This is a genomic window from Bradyrhizobium sp. SMVTL-02 (assembly GCF_051853005.1).
In the GTDB taxonomy this organism is placed as follows: Bacteria; Pseudomonadota; Alphaproteobacteria; order Rhizobiales; family Xanthobacteraceae; genus Bradyrhizobium.
On the sequence record NZ_CP182469.1, the window covers coordinates 6,932,331 to 6,948,594 of the forward strand.

The window sequence follows — 16,264 nt, forward strand, 5'->3', positions numbered from 1 at the left end:
AACTCGCCGGCCTCAAGAAGGGCCATGGAGTCGAACCAGGCTTCAGAAGTGTCGGTGGAACCGTTTCTCCATTCGTCCTTTCCGTCTCGCAAACCTCGGCGGGTTATTGTGCCTTCTGATCCCGACCTTGGATTTTCCTTTCCGGCCCTGTTTCTTATGCGGTGCGGCCCAGGAGGTTGGCGTCGTAGTCACGGCCCTTTGCGAGCATGCTCCAGGCCATGCGCGCAAGTTTTGCGGCCAGGGCAACAACCAAGACATTGGAGTGGAGCCGCTTCGACGCTGCCTCTAACCAGGCTGCGAAGCCATGCCGAGGCCAACTCTGACGCTGCAGAAGTACGGCTCTGGCACCTTGAATAAACAGCGTTCGCAGGTACCGATTACCGCGCCTCGATATGCGCCCGAGAATGGTTCGATCGCCGGTCGAGATTTGCTTTGGTACCAGACCAAGCCATGCTGCAAAGTCTCGGCCTTTATGGAAGGCATCACCGGTTCCGATGGCGGCGACCATCGCGCTTGAGATGATCGGCCCGACGCCGGGCGCACTCATTAGGCGGCGACAGTGTGGATCTTGATCAGCGAGTTCGTCGATTTCTTTCGTCATTGACGCGACCCGTCGGTCGAGATAGCGCCAGTCCTCGGCCAAGTCCTGAATGAGCTGGATCACGCGAGGCGATAAGTTGTCGTTTGGCGCTGAGAGAATCTGAGGAAGTGCCAGTCGGAGTGCTGCCGCTCCCTGCCGCACTGGTAGCCCTCGCTCAAGCAAAAAGCCCCGGATTTGATTGATGACCGCCGTTCTCTGCGTCACCAATCGACTGCGAACTCTGTGTAGTGCCTGTAAATCAAGTTGTTCGGCTGACTTCACTGGAACGAACCGCATTGTCGGCCGCTGAGCGGCCTCGGCGATCGCTTCAGCATCCCGAAAGTCATTCTTGTGACCCTTGAGGTATGGTTTGACGTACTGCGCCGGCAAGAGCCGTACTTGATGGCCTAATTTCTCGAGCCTGCGCCCCAGATGATGTGCGCCTGCACACGCCTCCATTCCGATCAGACAACGCGGAATATTGCCCAGCGACTGGTCAAGCTGATTTCTCGACCGCTTCTTGCGTAGCGTAATTGCGCCTGTGGCATCGAGACCGACGACGTGGAATGTGTTCTTCCCGAGATCGATGCCGATTGTGACAAGGTTCGTATTCGACATGGCTTGCGCTCCTGCTGCTGCCCCCCGCCGGGCTGCACGTTGCCGCTGAGAGCGGGCGTGGTCCATGCCATTAACTCGTAAGGCGCGGCTGCTTTGCCCTTGCCGATGCACTCCACCTCCGGGGCGTGGAAGGAATAAAGCTTGAAGCCGCGCTGGCGTTGCTGCTGCGAGCGGATCTGCGAGGCCCGGCTGAGCGGGAGGGCGAACGTGTTCTCAAGCACAGCCTGACCTTCGATCTTGCGGCGGATATCGCGGATGATCCGGCCCAGTCGGCTGCGCAGGATGCGCAACTGCCGCTGATGCCGCTTGAATTGCTTGGCATGGCCGTAGCGTCCCGCCATCATTGTCGCGGTTTTGGCAATGCGCAGATAGGACTGCCGCAGCTTGACCCCGTGCTTCCTCGCCAGACGGTTGAGCCCCTTGATCGCCGCGTGCAAGAGCTTGGCATCGGTCGGGAAGGTGATCGCCTTCGGCTGCACGGTGGTATCGACTGTGACCCGCTTGATGTCCTGGCTGCGTAACGCGCCGGCCTCGTGTGCCACCCGCAAGCTCTCGGCCAGCAACAGCTCCAGCTTGTCGCCGAGCCGCTTGCGCCAGTGGCTCAGGTCCGAGCGCTCGTGCGGGAATGCGTGCTGGAAGAACTCTTCGCCGGTGAAGTACTGTCGAGTGGGCCGAGGGAGTTTCACCCTCAGCCCCTCACAGAACCGGACGTGATACTCTCGCATCATCCGGCTCTTGTCACCCAACCGTTGCGTGACCAAGGCGCGTCCAGTGGACGAAGAAAGAGGGATTGCGCTTCGCAATGCTGTTCAGTCGCCGCAAGCTCCGTCCCCGGTGCCTTTTGAGCGACTTGTACTTCCGCCGGAGCCAAGCCCCGAGACGTTCATCAAAGTACGTGAACAGCTTCCACATTTCCGTTGGATAGAAACGCCCATAATACTGCCACCATCCTTGAAGGATCGGATTGAGTATTCGGGCTATATCCGCCAACGGAAGCGGCGCGTGCTGTGGCAGGCGCCAGCTCCTTATCCGCTCCCGCATGCGTTTGAGCGCCTGCAGGCCAACTGCGGGAAGGAAGCGCGTGAAGAGCTTTCCCCAACGGTTCTTCGCCCTACGGGGTCGGAAGGTGAAGCCAAGGAAGGTGAAGTGGATCTGCGGATGCGTCCCGCGTCGATTACTGTCTCTGCAATAAACCACTTGGGTCTTCTGCGGGTGCAGCGTCAGATGACAATCGGCCAATCTCATTTCCAGCGCTGCCTTCAGATGCTCGGCCTCCTGCCGTGTCCGGCAATGGCAGATTGCATCATCGGCATAGCGTTCGAACGGAATGCGCGGAAACGTCCGACGCATCCACGCATCGAAGCTATAATGCAGAAAAAGATTCGCCAGCAGCGGGCTTACCACTCCACCTTGCGGTGTTCCGGCTTCCCGTTTCTGGATGGTCCCATCAGGCATCTCTACCGGAGCCTTCAGCCATCGTTCGACGTACAGCAAAACCCAGGGCTCCTGGCAGTGCTTCCGAAGCGCTCTAACCAAAAGGGCATGATCGATCGTGTCGAAAAAGCCTTTGATGTCGAGGTCCAAAGCCCACTCATAGTCCCAGCATCGCTTGCGCGTTTGCTCGATCGCCTGATGCGCTGATTTTCCCGGCCGATAGCCATAGGAGTCAGGATCAAACACCCGATCCAACCCCGGTTCCAGATACTGCTTGACCACCATCTGTGCGACGCGGTCCGCGACCGTCGGGATGCCCAGAGGACGGATGCCGCCATTGGCCTTGGGAATCTCCACGCGCCTGACCGCAGGCGGGAGATAGCTTCCCGACGCCATGCGATTCCAGAGCTTGTAGAGGTTATTCCCAAGGTTATGCGCGAATTCGTCCAGGCTCTGGCCATCGACGCCCGCCGCCTTTCCATTCCCTGCCACCAGCTGGTAGGCCTCCCAGACCATACGCTTGGTGATCGGCAACGGTTTGTCCGGCGTCATGACGCTCCTCCCGACAAAGCCGGTTGGCGTCCGATGTCGGACAGGATAACGCAGCCCCTTCGCTCCATAGCCATTACAGCTACTTCAGCGCTACTACAGGCTCCTCCGCCCCTGTCTCGGGTTTTGGTGTTCTCCCTCGTGGTGTGCACCACTTGCGGATTTCCCTTAACACCCCGAGCCAGGTTCCCTCGTTCCGGATTGAAGCCTGTGATGAGATCATGCCGCCTATACACCGGCTGCCGCGTGGACCGTAAGCAGGTATCGCCCACACTCTTCCGAGCATCACTATCCCCATGCTCGTTTTGACAGCGCCTGGACCCATTTCGATGCGTCATCGGCGGTTCGCTTGCGCTCATCTTCTCATCACTCACCTGACGGCGTAGCCTGCCGCCTTTTCCCCAGCGCTCACCACCACGTCTCTTAAACGCAGCAGCCTGGAGTGGTTTGAAGCCTGCCCCTGCAGGCCGGCTCCGGGAGACCAACTCCCATCTTCAACACAGTTGTGCCGGCAGATACGCACCGGCTACGAGGCACACGGAAATATGGGTCGTGGACCCAGCGCTCGCACACCCCCTCATCGGACAGCCCGTAAATGTGCTTGAGCAGCAACAGCCCGATCATGAAGCGGCTCGCGATCCCGGGCCGACCATTCTCGCTATAGAGCGGCGCGATCTCGCCGTCGATCCAGTCCCAATCGACCTTGCCGGCGAGCTGAACCAGCTCGTGCTTCATATTGATGATTTGGTCCAGCCTGGCCCGGAACAGATCGCCCGATCCCGTCGTCCTGTGCTTCTTCGGTCGCATCGCCACCTCCGATGTGATGACGGAATCATGGTTGGCGATTCGACGGAATCTTGAGGGTTCTGTGAGGTCGCGTGGCAGGCGCGAGCCGCGCGCTCTGTGGTGCGTGCGACCTCATAGAAGCCGGATTGAACGAAGCTGCGGAGTTGTGGGCGCTATGGGAATAGTGCAGCGGGTGCGGCTGCGGGGAACGCTCGCCTGTGGTCGCCGCGCGTCCGCGAGTCATTCATCGGATGTGAGGGGCCCGATTGATCGGGCCAAGGGCGCGATCCAGCGAGCGATTTGCAGCGCTGGGATGCGCTACCGAACGATTGGCGGGGTGTTCGGTGACGAGCGCGGCCACGGCGACTTCGGACGTTGCCACCAAGAAGGTGATTACGGAAGGGGTGGATGGTACAGACGCTGGTCATGACGTATCACAATGAAACGGCTGGTCGCGCGCGCAGGCTCGCGGGACGATATCGACGCGCCGCATGGTGCCGCCACAATGCGGGCAGACGGGGATCTCGCATTTGGTGAGGGGATCGGCGCCGGCTTCTTGATCAGTCGGAGCGTTGCGGACAGCAAGGAGTTGACGGCAGAAAGCGATTTTATCGTTGCGTCCGCCATTGGCGAGGAAACCATAGTGGCGGATGCGGTGGAAGCTGTCCGGCAGGGTGTGCAGGAGAAAGCGACGAATGAACTCATCGGCCTTAAGCGTCATCACTTTGGTTTTACGATTCTGCCGATAGTCCTTCCAGGCAAAGCTCACCTTGCCGTCGGCAAGCGAGATCAGCCTACTGTTGGCGATGGCGACGCGATGCGTATAGCGGCCGAGATAAGCCAGCACCTGTTCGGGCCCACCGAATGGCGGCTTGGCATAGACGACCCAGTCGGTCCATCGAAGTTGAGCGAGGCGCTCGGCGAATGCGGCGGGATCGGCGAGACGGGCGAGATCGCCAAAGAAGCCCAACTGGCCAGCCGCGAAGGCAGCTTGCAGCTCTTGCAGAAACAGGCGGCGGAACAGCCTGGAGAGGACGCGCACCGGCAGGAAGAAGCCGGGCCGGCAAGCGACCCAGTGTGTGCCGTCGAGTGAAGGTCCACCACCAGGCACGACGCAGTGGATATGCGGATGGTGTTGCAGGGTTTGACCCCAAGTATGGAGGACGGCGGTCAGACCGAGCTGAGCGCCGAGATGCTTGGGGTCGGCCGCGATGGTGGTGAGCGTCTCGGCCGCGCAGCGGAACAGAATGGCATAGACCACCGCCTTGTTCTGGAAAGCAATCTCTCTGGCCGGCGCCGGCAAGGTGAAGACGACGTGGAAGTATGGCACGGGAAGGAGTTCGGATTGTCGCTCGGCAAGCCATTGCGCGCGCGCCGAGCCTTGGCACTTCGGGCAATGCCGATTGCGACAGGAGTTGTAGGCGATCCGGGTGGCACCGCAGTCGTCGCATTGCTCGATGTGGCCGCCAAGCACAGCCGTCCGGCATGCCGTGATCGCGCCCATGACGCGCCGCTCGACGCGACCCAGATGTCCGGCACGAGCTTGCCGAAACGCTTCGCCGTGGCGGCGGAAGATATCCGCCACTTCCAGAACTGGAGTCATCAGGTCCGCTCAGCCGGGCGGCACGACCTCCAGGCGGAGCCGGTCAAGCGGACTTGGCGTATTGCTGATGGTCTTTGTGGCGACTTGGGTATAGCGCGCCGTGCTCTGCAGACTGGCATGGCCGAGCAGCACCTGGATGATGCGCACGTCGGCCCCGTTCTCCAGGAGATGGGTCGCGAATGTGTGCCGCAGCGTATGCACTGTCACCGACTTGCTCAAGCCGGCCGCCGTACAGGCTGAACGGCAGGCGGCGTGCAGCACGTTAGGGACGAGCGGACGCTCGTCGTCGCGGCCGGGAAATAGCCATCGTTTGGGCCGAGTGAGCCGCCAATACGTCCGCAGAATCCTCAAAAGCTGCGGCGAGAGCATAACGTAACGGTCCTTGCCGCCCTTGCCGTGCTCGACCCGGATCAACATCCGCTGGCTATCAATGTCGACAACCTTCAAGAGGACCACTTCCGATACGCGCAAGCCTGCGGCATAGACGGTGGTCAGCGCGGTACGGCTCTTGAGGCTTGGGATTGCTTCCAGGAAGCGCACGACCTCGTCGGCGCTCAGCACCACCGGCAGTTTGCGCGGTTTACGCGCATAGGCGATGCGCTCCGGAACGGTGTCATGACCCAGCGTCACACCGTAGAAAAACCGCAGTGCGCAGACGATCTGGTTCAGCGCCGGCCAGGACATCCCCGTCGCAACCAGATGAACCTGGAAAGCACGGATATCCTCCAGGTCGAGGCGGTCAGGAGAACGACCGAAATATCGGCTCAACTTCGCTACGGCGTTGAGGTAGGATTGCTGCGTCGCCGGTGACAGATTGCGGACCGTCATGTCCTCGATCATGCGGCGGCGAAGTGGGCTGATCTCAGCCATCGGAAAACCTCCTGTCTAAAGGGTTGGGCTTCGAAAACCCGCAATCCTCTCAGACAGGAGGCAATCCTTGCTATGCCTCCCTACATGCCGCGCCAGCGGCTTCGTTCAATCTTGAAAATGAAATTGCAAGGTTCCGACGCCCGAAGCATCAAACCCCTGCAAACGCAAAACAGTCCACAACGACAAATGCGATTCTAGCTCAATCGCTTAGCCACTCTTCACGGACGACTACTGAAACGGAATGATCGCCTTGAAGTGTCTGTCCAACACCCGTTGGACCAAACCATGCCCAACTTGCACGCTAACTTTGCGTAGGCCTTCACTGAGCAAGCGCCTGTCTTCCGCTGGCTACCGGTTGGAGCGTGGCGCTGTCTCCGTTCAAGACAAACGTACCAGCCGAGGTTCGGCTAGGCATGGTTTGCTGCATTCGCGAATAGAGCACGGCAACGCTGACGAACTGGTCATGTTTCATGCCGTCACGGGATTCGAGTTGAGAAATGTCGACAACCTGCACTTTGGCCTCTAGAGCCGCCTCCTGCACAACCGGGTTGTTGACATCCAAAGCTCCTATGCGAGGAACCCGGCTGCCGCTTATAAAACTAGACAGTTGGAGCGCACCATCATCCTTGGAGACCAGCACCAGCAACGGCGGCTTAAGCGGGCCGATAGCTTGTACCTGGGCGCGGAATGTCTGCGCGTTGATGTCGGGAGCCGCCAACACAACACGACCCAACCGCGCAATCACTTGATTCTTTCCTTCGGCACGAAGCTGCTGCAACGCGTCCGCGGTCAACTTGGCGCCCATGCTGTGGCCGACGACGAGAATGTCTCCGACCTCGGGACTACGGGTCAGCATCGTCAGGAACGTCATCAAATAATCACGCGAATAGCTCGCCGCGTCCTGGTCCGTTGCATAGGCAGCGACCTGGGCTTGCGACGGCCACGAGAATAGGATCGGTATCCCGTCAATTTTGGCATCGGCCTGCAACTGGGCCAGCCGGAACAGGGACTCTTGAAAGTTATTGTTGAACCCGTGCACGAAAACAAAAACTTTCTGCTTCTTGCGTCGGTCGGCTCTTTGCGGGGCGACGGCTTTTTGGAAATCGGCTTCGCTCATCACGGCCTGATCCACGACTGCAAAGCTGGTTTGCGGATCGGAAGGATTGGTCGGCATCTCGATTTCGCCGGGCTTGTGGTTGGGTGGGACCGATATGGCAAATTTTGCAAAGTTGAGTGCGTTCGCACGGTCCGCCGTGAACACGTTTTCTGACCGACTTTGCCGTTCGCGGGTGGTCGCCACGTAGACCTGCAAGGTCCTGACGCCAGGCGCGATCGCAACCGGGGTCAATACCTCCGGGCCAGGCCGGGTGGCGCAGCCGGGCAGGATCACGGCAAGGGTGGCAATGACAGCCCAGTGGATACTGCCGCGACGAAAAGGATGGCCATGACTTGTTACACGCACTGAATCCCCACCAAATCGACCCGACCCGACCCAACACTAAACCAATCGTCTTCGGATTCGTAAGAGAAACACAGATTCAGGAATGGACGCCTCTATTTCGCGCTCGCCTGAACATCGTGCAGTTCACGGGCGAACGTCCCGTCCCAAACCCAGACCCAGTAAATCGATGACGAGCGGGCTTATTTCACAGCCGGCGACGTCCGCAATGAGGCGAAGTTGCGGCCCGTCTGCGGCACTTCCGATCTGCACCCAGGCACGCACTCCCTTCAAAAGCTGAGCAATGTGACCGTCGTTGGCCATGCGGAATGGTCCCTCTCCAAACAGTTCGCCAGTCGGGCCGATCGGACGGCACCTCCGATCAGGTTCTACAAAAGGCCTAGAGCGCCATTTCAAGGGTGCGCCATGCGTTTTGCGGCGCCGACTCCGGTCAGAACGGTTTACCATGGCATATCCGCGTGACGTCGTTACCAGGCCGGTGAAAGACCGCTTCGGGTCTTGGCCGTGTAAAAACGGCCTTACAGGCCGTCAGTCTTAAAGCCAAAACTGGGCCGACCTCAGGCCACGATCGCGGCGATCAGCGGCCTGATCCTTAAGCAGTCGATGTTGGCGGAGCCAGACGACTTCCGCTTCGTCCCGAATCTGACATTGATGAGCAAGCACCCTAATGCGCGGCCCCGAGGCCGTTCTCCGCAAGGCGCGTCGCGAACCAGAGCGACAGCGGGTCGTCGACGGCGCCGCTGACATAGACTTCCGACATCGTCACATGCTGCTTGTCCAGCACCAGCAGCACGCCGATCCAGTAGGGAAACCAGACATGCACGTCGGTCAGCGCCCGCAGCTTGTGCTGGTCGTGCTCCAGCGGCGTGTGATTGCTTGCCTTGCGGATCTCGACCGTGAGCAGGTTGTTGGGAATCTCGCGCTGATGCACGGCGACGTCGGGGTAGATCGACTTGCCCAGATGATCGTCAGTCGAGATGATGGTGCCGTGCGGCAGATGCAGCGTGCGCTCGCCGAGTCGGTCGTAATTGCAGTCCACGGCCCAGCCGGAAAACTGCCGCTCCAGATAGACGGCGAAACGATGCGTGATCGCGCGCTCGCCGATGTCCTTCTCGAACAAAAATCCTTCGTGGGCGTAGAAGTCCCGGAGCGCCGCGATCACCTTGTTCAGCTCGGCCTGCATCGTGCCTCCGGGCCCATCTCGAACCTCGTGCATCCCGTCCGGTCTCTCGCTCCCTCGCCCCGTTCTTACGGGGAGAGGGTGGGGTGAGAGGCCGTCTCGGCAAATTCGGTTGCAATGATAGGTCGAACACGCGCCGCGTGCGAGTCGGATAGATCTTTGCGTGGGTTCGCGGCCTGCCTTGCCCCTCACCCGGATCGCTGCGCGATCCGACCTCTCCCCGCAGAAGAGCGGAGAGAGGTAAAGTGCAGACCTACATCTGGACTTCGATCAACCGCGGGCCGGGCTCGGCGACGGCCTCAGCCAGCGCCTTGTTGAACTCGTCGGCATTGGTGACGGCACGGCCGGGGACGCCCATGCCCTTGGCCAGCGCCACGAAGTCGAGCGTCGGACGGTCGAGGCGAAGCATGTCGTTGGCGCGCTGGCCGGGTTCGCCGGCGCCGACATTGTCGAACTCGCCGCGCAGGATCTGGTAGATGCGGTTGGCGAACACGATGGTGACGATGTCGAGGTTCTCGCGCGCCTGCGTCCACAGCGACTGGATCGTGTACATCGCGCTGCCGTCACCGACCATGGTGATGACCTTGCGGTCCGGGCAGGCGATCGCAGCACCGATCGAGAGCGGCGTCGAGAAGCCGATCGAGCCGCCCATGTTCTGCAGCCAGTCGTGCGGCGCCGCCGCCGCGGTCGGCGGGAAGAAGCCGCGACCGGTGGTCAGCGACTCGTCGACCATGATCGCGTTCTCGGGGATCGCACAGGCGATCGCCTGCGCGATCGAGGCGAAATTCAGCGCGCCGGTCGGCTTGACCAGTTCAGCCAAGGCCTGCGGCTTGACATCCCTGGCGCTCGCCTTCACGGCCCCGGCCAGCGCCTCGAGCGCCGCGACCGAATTCTCGCCCCAGGAGGTCATGCGGTGCACCTCGCAGCCCTCGGGCTTGAGCATGCTCGGCTTGTTCGGATAGGCAAAGAACGCCACGGGATCGTCTGACTCGACCAGCACGATGTGACGGAACTTCGCCAGCATCGGCAGTGCGTTCTCGATCACGTAGTGAATGCGGTCGATCGAGAAGCGGCCGCGGCCGCGCGCCATCTTCGGGCGGAAGGTTGGCCCCATCACCGTGCAGCCGGTCTTGCCCGCGATGCGCTCGGCCAGCGCCAGGCCCTGCTCGCTCAGGGCACTGCCGGTCATCAGCAGCAGCGTGCCCTCGCCGTCGCCATGCAGGATCTTGGCGGCGCGCTCGACCGCCTGCGGCGAATAGCTGGCGCGCTGCTGCTCGGCCGGCACCTCGGCGATGCCGTCGGCCTCGTTCCAGGCGGTATCGGCGGGCAGGATCAGGGTCGCGATCTGCCCCGGCGCGCTTTTGGCGGCGGCTATCGCCGCGGCGCCGTCGGCGGCGACGGATTTGGAATTCGGCGAGGTCCGGACCCAGGACGACATCGGCCGGGCCAGGCCCTCGATGTCGGAGGTCAGCGGCGCGTTGTAGTCGATGTGGTAGACGGCATGCTGGCCGACGATGTTGACGATGCCGGAATTGGCCTTCTTGGCGTTGTGCAGGTTGGCAAGGCCGTTGGCGAGGCCGGGACCGAGATGCAGCAGGGTCGAGGCCGGCAGGCCCTTCATGCGGTAATAGCCGTCGGCCGCGCCCGTCACCACGCCTTCGAACAGGCCGAGCACGCAGCGCATGCCGGGAACGCGGTCGAGCGCCGCGACAAAATGCATCTCGGAGGTGCCGGGGTTGGTGAAGCAGACGTCGACCCCACCCTTGACCATCGTCCGCACCAGGCTTTCCGCACCGTTCATTCTTTTTGCTCCCGCAACCGGCAATTTCGAGTGATCCGTCCGATCAATCATTGTTCGCAAGGCCTCGTCAAAGCAATAGGGGGCATCGCGGCCCTGCCCCGCGTAGCGATGCGTCGGTTTGGCTAACGACCCGTTCCGATGGGATCGGAACGGGTCGTTAGCAAACTGGCGGAGTTGCCGATTGGTAACGCCGTTCATTAAGCATGGGGTTCCTCACGGGGGCGTGGCTTGCGAAACCCTCGCAAATATGGCCTCTGACGTTCGTTGAATCGATTTTTTCCGGGGGAGACAATGATCCGGTTTTTTGCCGCGCCGATTGCCGCCATCGCACTTTTGACCGCCACGGCCGGCGGCGCATTCGCCGAGGAGTTCGACTCCCGCGACATCATGGGCGGCGGCCCGAGCTTCTTCCGCGGCGGCTCGAGCTTCTTCGGCGGCGGCTCGGGCCCGATCCCCCGCTCCACCGTCATGTACAACGGCCATTACGCCCCCGGCACGGTCGTGGTGAACACCGCCGAACGCCGGCTGTATCTGGTGCTCCGGAACGGCCAGGCGCTGCGCTACGGAATCGGCGTCGGCCGCGACGGCTTCCGCTGGGGCGGCGTGCACAAGATCACGGCCAAGAAGGAATGGCCGGACTGGACGCCGCCGTCGCAGATGCTGGCCCGCCGGCCCGACCTGCCGCGCCACATGAAGGGCGGCATCGAGAATCCGCTCGGCGCCCGCGCGATGTATCTGGGATCGACGCTCTACCGCATCCACGGCTCCAACGAGCCGGAGACGATCGGCCAGGCGGTCTCCTCGGGCTGCTTCCGCATGACCAATGAGGACGTCACCGACCTCTACAGCCGCGTCTCGGTCGGTACCACCGTGGTGGTGCTGAACAACTGACCGAACGGCCACAGCAGGAACCTGCAGGTCGCGTGAATTTGCGGTCTTGTGCGCGCGGCGCGAATACGGCAGCGTTGGGCAACGATGAGCGCATTGGACCTGCCCTCGGCTGCCCTTCGCATCGCCCTGCTGGCGCTCGCAGCGCTCATCTGCGTCCCTGACACCGCTACCATGGCGGCCGCGGGCGAACTCCCCGCGATCGCGTCACGCCAGCGCGTCGAGAAGAAGAGCTTTACCGACAACGAGATCGTCGAGGGTTTTCTCAAGACCGCGTTCGGCGCCGAATACCACCTCGCCGGCCGCGTCGACCGCATTCGCAAGTTCGACGGGCCGGTGCGCGTGTTCGCCGAGAGCGATCGCGCCGACCGCAAGACACAGCTGGCAAAAGTCGTCGCCGACATCGGCTTGCGCGTGCAGCATCTCGACATCGCCATGATCGACAGCAGCGAGGCGGCGAATGTGCGGGTGAAGCTGGTGCGCGACCGCGACTTCTTCCGCACCCTCACCAGCTTCTATGGCCTGGAGAAAGCCCGGGAGATCCGCTCCTCGCTCGATCCGCAATGCCTCTCCGGCTTCCGCAAGAACGACAATTTCGAGATCGAACATTCCGACGTCATCCTCACCGTCGACAACGGCGATTTCACCTTCCTCGACTGCGCCTATGAGGAACTCCTGCAATCGCTTGGGCCGATCAACGACACCACCAGCGTGCCCTGGACCATGTTCAACGACAACGTCTCGATGGGCTATTTCGACGTCTACGATCAGTACATCCTCAATTTGCTCTACGATCCCCGAATCAAGCCCGGCATGACTGTGCCGGAGGTCCAGGCCGTGCTGCCGCAAGTGCTCGCAGACGTGCGTGCGTGGGTGAAGCGGGTGAATGATCTGAAGGAGTGAGGCGCACTTACCCTCCCCTGGAGGGCCTGGAGGGAGAGGGTGAGAGAAGCCGCGTGGCGTCCCTCAATACGTCGCGGCCAGATACTCGACGATCTTGCTGACATCGGCGTCGTCGATCGGGGCGCCATAGACCTTGATCATCTTGGTCACCTCGGCCTGCCAGAAGGCCTTCTTGTCCTTCATCGGCGGCTGGGTGTTGATGTAGTCGGTCGAGTGGCAGGCGGTGCAATTGCCCTGCACCACCTCGAGATTGGGCCCGGGCTTGAACGCAGCGACCTCGTCGGGGGTCTTGTAGTTGACCGGCGCTGCGAGCGCCGAACCCATCGCGGCGGCGAGGACGAGCGTGGCGGAGATCAGAACGGTGCGCTGCATGATCATTCTCCCTCTCAGGCCACGCTGACGCGAACGGTTTCGACGACGTTGCGCAAGTAACCCGCCGGGTTCCAGCGCGGCGTATCGGGCTGGGTCTCGCCGCCGTTGCCCGTGGCGCGGACCTTGAGCTCAACGGCGCCGGCCGCGAGCTTCACCGGCAGCTTCCATTCGCGAAACGCGTATTTGCCGAGATCCTTGCCGAGCTTCGCGCTCGTCCAGGTCTTGCCGCCGTCGGTGGAGACCTCGACGTTCTTGACTCCCTTGCCGCCGTCGAAGGCGATGCCGCGCAGGGTCACAGCTCCCGCCTTCAGCTTCGCGCCATCAGGGACGCTGGTGATGAAGGATCGGATCGTGAAGCGGTTGATCGGGATCGTCGCCTTCGGCGTGGTGCCCGGCTCGATGGCGTTGTTCGGCGTATCGGGAATGCGATAGGCAGACTTCATCCAGAAGCCGTCATAGACGCTGTCGATGACGGTGATCTCGTTGAGGTGCTTGACCCAGTAAGTGCCATAATAGCCGGGCACGACCAGGCGCAGCGGAAAGCCGTTGAGGAACGGCAGGTCCTCGCCGTTCATGCCATAGGCCAGCATCACCTCGCCATCGATGGCGTGATCGATATCGAGCGCCTTGATGAAGTCGGGCGTCTTGTCGCTGACCGGACCGTCCATGCCGTTGAATGTGACCTGCTTGGCGCCGCTCTGCACGCCCGCCATCTCCAGCACGGCCTTCAGCGGCACGCCGCGCCAGCGTGCGCAGCCCATCGCGCCATTGGCGAGCTGGCCGCCGGCGACGCGCGGCTCGAAGAAGCCGCGGCTGTTGCCGGAGCACTGGTTGACGGCGACGATCTCGGTCGCCTTCATCTTTCTGATGTCTCTGAGCGAGAGTTTCAGCGGCTTGTCGACCTTGCCCTTGACCTCCAGCGTGAATTTATCGGGGTCGAGATTGTAGGGCAGGTCGGAGAGGTGGTAGCGCACGAAGAAGGCGTTGTTCGGCGTGAGCGGGCCGTCGTTGAATACCGCGAACGGCGTCTCGAGCTGCGGCGGACGGCTGGTGAGCCCGATCATCGGCCGCTTCTGCGGATATTTCACCAGCGGCCGCTCGCCATTGGCGAAGGGCAGGGTCACGGTGTCCAGGGCCAGCGCCCTGGTGGAATTCAGTGTGGCCGCCATGGCGGCAAGCCCCGCTCCTGTGAGCAGGTCGCGTCGATCGAACATGTGGTCTCCTCCCGGAGCTTTTCGTTGGACCGGCGGTCATCACCGCGATCCCGCGCTCATCTGTCGCAACGACTCGGATGAAGTCAATTCGTGCTTTCGCAGAAGGTCCATGTCGCTGCGTCGCAGCAAGCTGTGTTTACGCTCGTATCGACATTGCCGAGCACCAGCAGCGACGGTGGTGTGCTCCCTCGCCCGTTTCTTACGGGGGCGGGACGAGCTTCGCTCGCCCCGCAAGCGGGGAGAGGTGAAAGATCACGCCGCCACCCGGGCGCCGCGATCGACCAGCGCTGCCAGCTCCCGCGCATCCGCCACCACGCGCACGGCCATCGGCTCGTCGCGGCCGCGGATCGCGACCTCCTGCTGCGGCAGGGCGTCGTCGGCAAGGCCGGCGGTGCGGCGCACTTCCTCGGAGACGATCGCCTCGCAGGCCAGAGACTTGGTCATGTCCTGCAGGCGGGCGGCGACGTTGACGGCGTCGCCGAGGGCCGTGAACACGATGTGATCGCGGTAGCCGATGTCGCCGATGATGACCTCGCCGCCGTGAATGCCGATGCCGAAGCGGATCGGCTCGCGCAGATCGTGGCTGAGGAGCTGATTCAACTCGTCGATGTTTGCAGCGAGGCCGCTGGCAGCCTTCAGCGCCTGGCGGCAGGCCTCTTGCGGATCCGTCGACAGCCCGAACAGCGCCAGCATGCCGTCGCCGACGAACTGGTTCGGCTGGCCGCCATTCTCGATCACGGCTTGCGAGACCGCGCCGAGGAAACGGTTGACGATGAAGACGGTGTCGAAGGGCAACCGCTTCTCGGCGAGCTGCGTCGAGCCGCGCATGTCCACGAACAGGCTGACGAGATAGCGCTCCTGGCCGACGCGCGCCGGCGTCGTGGCCTGGCCGTCCGCCGCCTGCGTGTGGGGCGTGAAGAGCTGGAAGAAGGAGAGGTCGCATTCCGGACGCAGCTGGCACGCAAGCCGGATCGAGGGATCTGCGGTGCCGACGCGGGCCAGCACGAAGGCCTCGCGCTGCGACGGTTGGGGCAGGGCGCCATGGTCGCCGATGATGCGGATGCGGCAGGTCGAGCAGCGGGCGCGGCCGCCGCAGACGCTGGCATGCGGCACGTTGTGGCGCAGGCTCGCTTCCAGCACGGAGAGGCCCTTTGGCACGCGCACCGTCTTGCCGTTGCCGTAGGAGAGCGCGATCATGCCGCCGCGCCGCTCGCGCCAGGCCCGCACGCCGCGCGCCGCCAGCGCCAGTCCCAGCAATCCGAAATAACCGACGGTAAGGCCGGCGGCGATGCGGTCGAGCGTATTGGCTTCGGCGACCGAGCCGAGCTGGCGACGCGTGAGATTGTGCGTACGCCATTCCCCGTCGTCGGCGTCGAGCTCGACGCTGCGGCCGCCCTGGTAGATTCCGAGCAGCGACAGCGTCGGGATCAGCACGGCAGCCGCGAGCAGATAGGGCGCCGCGCGCGTGAAGAACCGCTTCAGGCGAAGCCAGAAATAGATGCCGATGCAGCCGTGCACCCAGGCGATCAGGAGCAGGATCGTCATCTGCCAGAGCCGGCCGGGCGAGCCGATGAAGAACAGATAGAGCTCCTGCGGATAGAGCTTCTCATGTCCGTACAGCGTGTGGCCGAGCCGCACGCCGATCACATGCGTCATGACGAGGGCGGGGATGCTCAGGCCCAGCACGAGCTGCAGCGGCTCGATGGTTTTCCAGCGGAACTGCCGGCGCTGATACAGCGCGTAGACGCCGAGCCCCATATGGGTCAGCGCCGCCGTGTAGAACACGATCGCAACAGGCAGGAACTGCCAGAACAACACGTGGTAGTAGACACCGGCCCCCATGGCGTTGACCGAGATGTTGCCGAGGGCATGGTTCAGGAAATGGCTGACCACATAGGAGAACAGGATGATGCCGCAGACGAGCCGCACCTGTCGCACGCTGGTCGTGCGGACGAGTTCGGGCATGTGGACGGAAGCGGTGGCCATGATTCGGTTGTATCAGTTCAT

Annotated in this window: 13 protein-coding genes and 2 pseudogenes; 2 read left to right on the forward strand and 13 right to left on the reverse strand. The window is 62.5% G+C overall.

The window, feature by feature from the left end:
• Positions 1-154: 154 nt before the first annotated feature.
• The 10 genes and pseudogenes from ACNJYB_RS33160 to ACNJYB_RS33205 form a co-directional block, all read right to left on the reverse strand.
• Positions 155-1,198, reverse strand: a complete 1,044-nt coding sequence (locus tag ACNJYB_RS33160; protein WP_128944741.1) for an IS110 family transposase — start codon at positions 1,196-1,198, stop codon at positions 155-157.
• A 23-nt stretch (positions 1,199-1,221) separates the two neighbouring features.
• Positions 1,222-1,869 (reverse strand): annotated as a pseudogene (locus tag ACNJYB_RS33165) (IS5/IS1182 family transposase); the annotation flags it as partial.
• A 67-nt stretch (positions 1,870-1,936) separates the two neighbouring features.
• Positions 1,937-3,184: a group II intron reverse transcriptase/maturase gene (gene ltrA / locus ACNJYB_RS33170; RefSeq protein WP_439368284.1), complete on the reverse strand. Its 1,248-nt coding sequence runs from the start codon at positions 3,182-3,184 to the stop codon at positions 1,937-1,939.
• A 534-nt stretch (positions 3,185-3,718) separates the two neighbouring features.
• Positions 3,719-3,988, reverse strand: a pseudogene (locus ACNJYB_RS33175) (transposase); the annotation flags it as partial.
• A 403-nt stretch (positions 3,989-4,391) separates the two neighbouring features.
• Positions 4,392-5,573, reverse strand: a complete 1,182-nt coding sequence (locus ACNJYB_RS33180) for an IS91 family transposase (protein WP_439375460.1) — start codon at positions 5,571-5,573, stop codon at positions 4,392-4,394.
• Positions 5,574-5,579: 6 nt separating this feature from the next.
• The gene (locus ACNJYB_RS33185; RefSeq protein ID WP_439368084.1) at positions 5,580-6,440 is read right to left on the reverse strand and encodes a tyrosine-type recombinase/integrase; all 861 of its coding nucleotides are present in this window, start codon (positions 6,438-6,440) and stop codon (positions 5,580-5,582) included.
• A gap of 319 nt (positions 6,441-6,759) precedes the next feature.
• Positions 6,760-7,902, reverse strand: coding sequence for an alpha/beta hydrolase (locus ACNJYB_RS33190; protein ID WP_439370749.1), 1,143 nt, complete (start codon positions 7,900-7,902; stop codon positions 6,760-6,762).
• A 123-nt stretch (positions 7,903-8,025) separates the two neighbouring features.
• Positions 8,026-8,202 (reverse strand): hypothetical protein, encoded by a 177-nt coding sequence (locus ACNJYB_RS33195; RefSeq protein ID WP_439370751.1) that lies wholly within the window; start codon positions 8,200-8,202, stop codon positions 8,026-8,028.
• Positions 8,203-8,563: 361 nt separating this feature from the next.
• Positions 8,564-9,082, reverse strand: coding sequence for a hypothetical protein (locus ACNJYB_RS33200; protein WP_439370752.1), 519 nt, complete (start codon positions 9,080-9,082; stop codon positions 8,564-8,566).
• A gap of 250 nt (positions 9,083-9,332) precedes the next feature.
• Positions 9,333-10,880, reverse strand: a complete 1,548-nt coding sequence (locus tag ACNJYB_RS33205) for an acetolactate synthase large subunit (protein ID WP_439370754.1) — start codon at positions 10,878-10,880, stop codon at positions 9,333-9,335.
• A 291-nt stretch (positions 10,881-11,171) separates the two neighbouring features.
• Here ACNJYB_RS33205 and ACNJYB_RS33210 point away from each other — a divergent pair, with 291 nt between their 5' ends.
• Both ACNJYB_RS33210 and ACNJYB_RS33215 read left to right on the forward strand, forming a co-directional pair.
• Positions 11,172-11,771 carry a L,D-transpeptidase gene (locus ACNJYB_RS33210; RefSeq protein ID WP_439370755.1) on the forward strand — a complete coding sequence of 200 codons (600 nt, stop codon included), beginning with the start codon at positions 11,172-11,174 and terminating at the stop codon, positions 11,769-11,771.
• A gap of 84 nt (positions 11,772-11,855) precedes the next feature.
• Positions 11,856-12,671 carry a DUF2927 domain-containing protein gene (locus ACNJYB_RS33215; RefSeq protein ID WP_439370756.1) on the forward strand — a complete coding sequence of 272 codons (816 nt, stop codon included), beginning with the start codon at positions 11,856-11,858 and terminating at the stop codon, positions 12,669-12,671.
• 63 nt (positions 12,672-12,734) lie between these two features.
• On the opposite strand, the gene sorB is transcribed toward ACNJYB_RS33215, so the two are convergent.
• From sorB to ACNJYB_RS33230, 3 genes are all read right to left on the reverse strand, one after another.
• Positions 12,735-13,043: a SorB family sulfite dehydrogenase c-type cytochrome subunit gene (gene sorB, locus ACNJYB_RS33220; RefSeq protein WP_439370757.1), complete on the reverse strand. Its 309-nt coding sequence runs from the start codon at positions 13,041-13,043 to the stop codon at positions 12,735-12,737.
• A 14-nt stretch (positions 13,044-13,057) separates the two neighbouring features.
• Positions 13,058-14,257 (reverse strand): SorA family sulfite dehydrogenase catalytic subunit, encoded by a 1,200-nt coding sequence (gene sorA / locus ACNJYB_RS33225; protein ID WP_439370759.1) that lies wholly within the window; start codon positions 14,255-14,257, stop codon positions 13,058-13,060.
• A 252-nt stretch (positions 14,258-14,509) separates the two neighbouring features.
• Positions 14,510-16,243, reverse strand: a complete 1,734-nt coding sequence (locus ACNJYB_RS33230; RefSeq protein WP_439370761.1) for an adenylate/guanylate cyclase domain-containing protein — start codon at positions 16,241-16,243, stop codon at positions 14,510-14,512.
• Between the last annotated feature and the right edge of the window lie 21 nt (positions 16,244-16,264).